Genomic DNA, 3,119 nt, shown 5'->3' on the forward strand with positions numbered 1-3,119 from the left:
TGCCCACCCTGTGGGCGGCCGAGGACGGCCTGACCCTGCGCTTCGACCCCGCCTACACACCCTTGGACCAGGCCTCCGCGGAGCACCGGGCGGCCTACGGACGCCTGGCGGACGAACTCGCCCGGGTCTCGGTGGCGGTGACGCTGGCCCCCGGCGACATCCTGGTGCTCGACAACGACCTCGTCGTCCACGGCCGGGTCCCCTTCACCGCCCGCTACGACGGCACCGACCGCTGGCTGAAACGTTCCTCTGTACGGGTGCCGGGCCGCCGTACCCGCCCGCCCGCCGAACGCTCCGAGCACGGCTACGGCCAGGCCGCCCTGGCGGCGTACCGATGACCGGCACCGACCACCGACAGGGGGAGCCCATGGCGTCCGACGACACCGCCCTGCGCATACTCAGCACCGGCGACGTGGCCGGTATCGACATCGCACTGCCCGACGTCGTCTCCGTGGTGGAGCAGGCGTACCGCACCCTGGCGGAGGGCCGCTCCGCCAATCCGCGCAAGCTCACCGTCACCCCCGAGGACGGCCACTCCGTCGCCTACGCCATGCTCGGCCGGGACGGGGAGCGCAACGTGGTCGCGGTCAAGACGTCGTACAAGTACGGCCTGCACGAGGACCGCGACAAGCAGCACTACTACACGACGCTGACCCTCTACGACGATGTGACGGGCCTGCCCGTGGCCATGATGGACTGCGGCCGGGTCGGTGCCCTGCGCACCCCGGCCGTCTCCGCGCTGCTCGCCCGCGAACTCGCCGCGCCCGGCAGCCGCAGCGCGCTCGTCATCGGCACCGGCACCCAGGGCCGGCTCGCGCTGCCGTTCCTGCTGACGACGCTGCCCCGGCTGGACCGGCTGATGCTGTTCGGCACCCACCCGGAGGGCATCCGGGCGGCGCGTGCCCAGCTGCACGCGCACTTCCCCGACCGCGAGCTGGAGATCGTCTCCGATCTGCGGGCGGCGGCCGGGCAGGCCGACATCGTGCTGGCCACCGCCGGCCCCCGCACCCCCGCCTCGGTGCCCGCCGAGTGGCTCCGCCCGGCCGCCCTGTCGGTGCTCGTCGGCTACGGCATCGCGCCCTCCACCCTGCACCGGGCCGACCGGGTGATCGCCACCAGCGCCGCCCAGATGCGCGTCACCGGCACCGACATGGCCGACGAGACGGGCGAACTGCGCGCGGTGGACGCCGAGTTCCCCGACGTGCTCGCGGGCCGCGCGGCCGGCCGTACCGGCCCGGGGCAGCGGATCTTCGCGTACAACAGCGGGCTGGTCGTCACCGACATCGCCCTCGGCCACCGCTTCGCGCAGCTCGCCCTCGCCCAGGGCCTGGGCACGGTGGTGCCGCTGTGGAGGTGACCGCCCCGCTGCGCTCGCACACCACGCCCGAGGTGCGCGCCCTGCTGGCCGACCCGCTGCTGCGCGACCTGAGCCACGGCCTCGGCGGCCCCTACCACGCGCTGCTCCCCGCGCGGTTCGACGCCAACGCCGGCGCCTTCGGCCGGGCGCTGGCCGAGGCGGGCGTCGACGGCACGGTGTACTTCGCCAAGAAGGCCAACAAGGCGGCCGTCTTCCCCGAGCGGGCCGCCGAGCTGGGCCTGGGCGTGGACGTGGCGAGCCACGGTGAGCTGCGCGAGGCGCTGGCCCACGGGGTGCGCGGGACCGACCTGGTGGTGACCGGACCGGCCAAGTCCGAGCGGCTGCTGCGGGTCGCCGTCCTGCAGGGCGCGCTCGTCGCCGTGGACGCCCTGGACGAACTGGACCGCCTCGCGGCGCTGGCGTCCGGCCTCGGCCGCACCGCGCGGGTGCTGCTGCGCCGGCTGCCGCCCGGCCCGCCCAGCAGGTTCGGGCTGGACGACGCCGAGACCCGGGCGGCGCTGCGGCGCTGCGCCGACGGCCCGGTCGACGTCGCGGGCTTCAGCTTCCATCTGTCGGGCTACGACGTCCGGCAACGCGCCGACCTGGCCGGGCGGTTGGTCCGGGACTGCCGAGACGCCCGGGAGCTGGGCCTGCACCCGGACCGCATCAGCATCGGCGGCGGCTTCGTGGTGGACTACGTCGGTGCCGAGGACTGGCGCCGGTTCACCGCCGCCGACCGGTCCGAGCACTACCACGCCGGCCGGACCTTCCCCGGCGGCTGGTACCCGTACCACTCCCCCGTCGCCGGCGCCGACGCCCTGCGCGCGATCCTGGCTGCCGTACCGGCCGGTGAACGGGACAGCCTCGCCGGGCTGTTGCGGGCCGCCGGGGTCCGGCTGCTGGTGGAGCCCGGGCGGGCGCTGCTGGACCAGGCCGGCTGTACGGTCTTCGCCGTGCAGGGTGTCAAGGACCGCGACGGCTACGCGATCCTCACCGTGGACGGCACCAGCCTGAGCCTGTCGGAGCAGTGGTTCGGCAGCGAGTTCCTGCCGGACCCGGTGCTGGTGCCGGGCGTCCCGGACGCCGGCTCCGCCGCGGGACCGTACCCCGCCTGCGTGGGCGCGGCCAGCTGCCTGGAGTCCGACATGCTGACCTGGCGCAAGATACCCTTCCCGGTCCGGCCGGCCGTCGGTGACCTGCTGGTCTACCTCAACACGGCCGGCTACCAGATGGACTCCAACGAGTCGCCGTTCCACGAGCTGCCCCTGCCGCCCAAGGTCGTCGTAGAACAGGTCTCCGACGGCACCGCCGCCCGCCTCCGCTGGCACCTCGACCGCCACCCGTAGGGAGTTCCGCCCATGGCCCCGAGCCCGCACCCCCTGCACCGTCCGGCCGTCGTGCGCCGGGTCTCCGAACTCATCGGTGCCACCCCGCTGTTCGAGCTGTGCCGCACGGAGAGCGACGCACGGCTGCTGCTGAAGCTGGAGCAGTTCAACCCGACGGGCACGGCCAAGATACGCATGGCCCGCCAGATGGTGGTCGACGCCGAGGAGCGCGGACTGCTGCGCCCCGGTGGCCGCATCATCGAGTCGACCTCCGGCAACACCGGTCTTGGCCTCGCCGTGGTCGCCGCCGAACGCGGCTACACCTTCACGGCGGTGGTCGACCACCACGCGGCCAAGGACAAGCTGCGCGCCATGCGGGCCATGGGCACGGAACTCGTCTACGTCGCCGACGCGGGCGACGACGACCTGGCCACGGC

At 74.4% G+C, this 3,119-nt stretch carries 4 protein-coding genes; all 4 read left to right on the forward strand.

Annotation, left to right across the window (positions count from 1 at the left end; translation table 11 throughout):
• A partial coding sequence (locus CCN44_RS34905; protein WP_244204015.1) for a TauD/TfdA family dioxygenase occupies positions 1-338 on the forward strand: 338 nt, incomplete at its 5' end.
• Positions 335-1,357 (forward strand): ornithine cyclodeaminase family protein, encoded by a 1,023-nt coding sequence (locus CCN44_RS34910; protein WP_086702494.1) that lies wholly within the window; start codon positions 335-337, stop codon positions 1,355-1,357. The genes CCN44_RS34905 and CCN44_RS34910, both read left to right, overlap by 4 nt.
• Positions 1,354-2,703: an alanine racemase gene (locus tag CCN44_RS34915; RefSeq protein ID WP_086702497.1), complete on the forward strand. Its 1,350-nt coding sequence runs from the start codon at positions 1,354-1,356 to the stop codon at positions 2,701-2,703. Before CCN44_RS34910 ends, CCN44_RS34915 begins: the two co-directional genes overlap by 4 nt.
• Positions 2,704-2,715: 12 nt before the next feature.
• Positions 2,716-3,119: pyridoxal-phosphate dependent enzyme (locus CCN44_RS34920; RefSeq protein ID WP_143650183.1), on the forward strand; the 404-nt coding region annotated here is incomplete at its 3' end.

Origin of the sequence: Streptomyces tricolor (genome assembly GCF_002155905.1) — a bacterium.
In the GTDB taxonomy this organism is placed as follows: Bacteria; Actinomycetota; Actinomycetes; order Streptomycetales; family Streptomycetaceae; genus Streptomyces; species Streptomyces tricolor.

Coding starts and splice junctions, on each gene's coding strand:
- CCN44_RS34910 (WP_086702494.1), top strand. CDS start 335: ATGACCGGCACCGACCACCGACAGGGGGAGCCCATGGCGTCCGACGAC.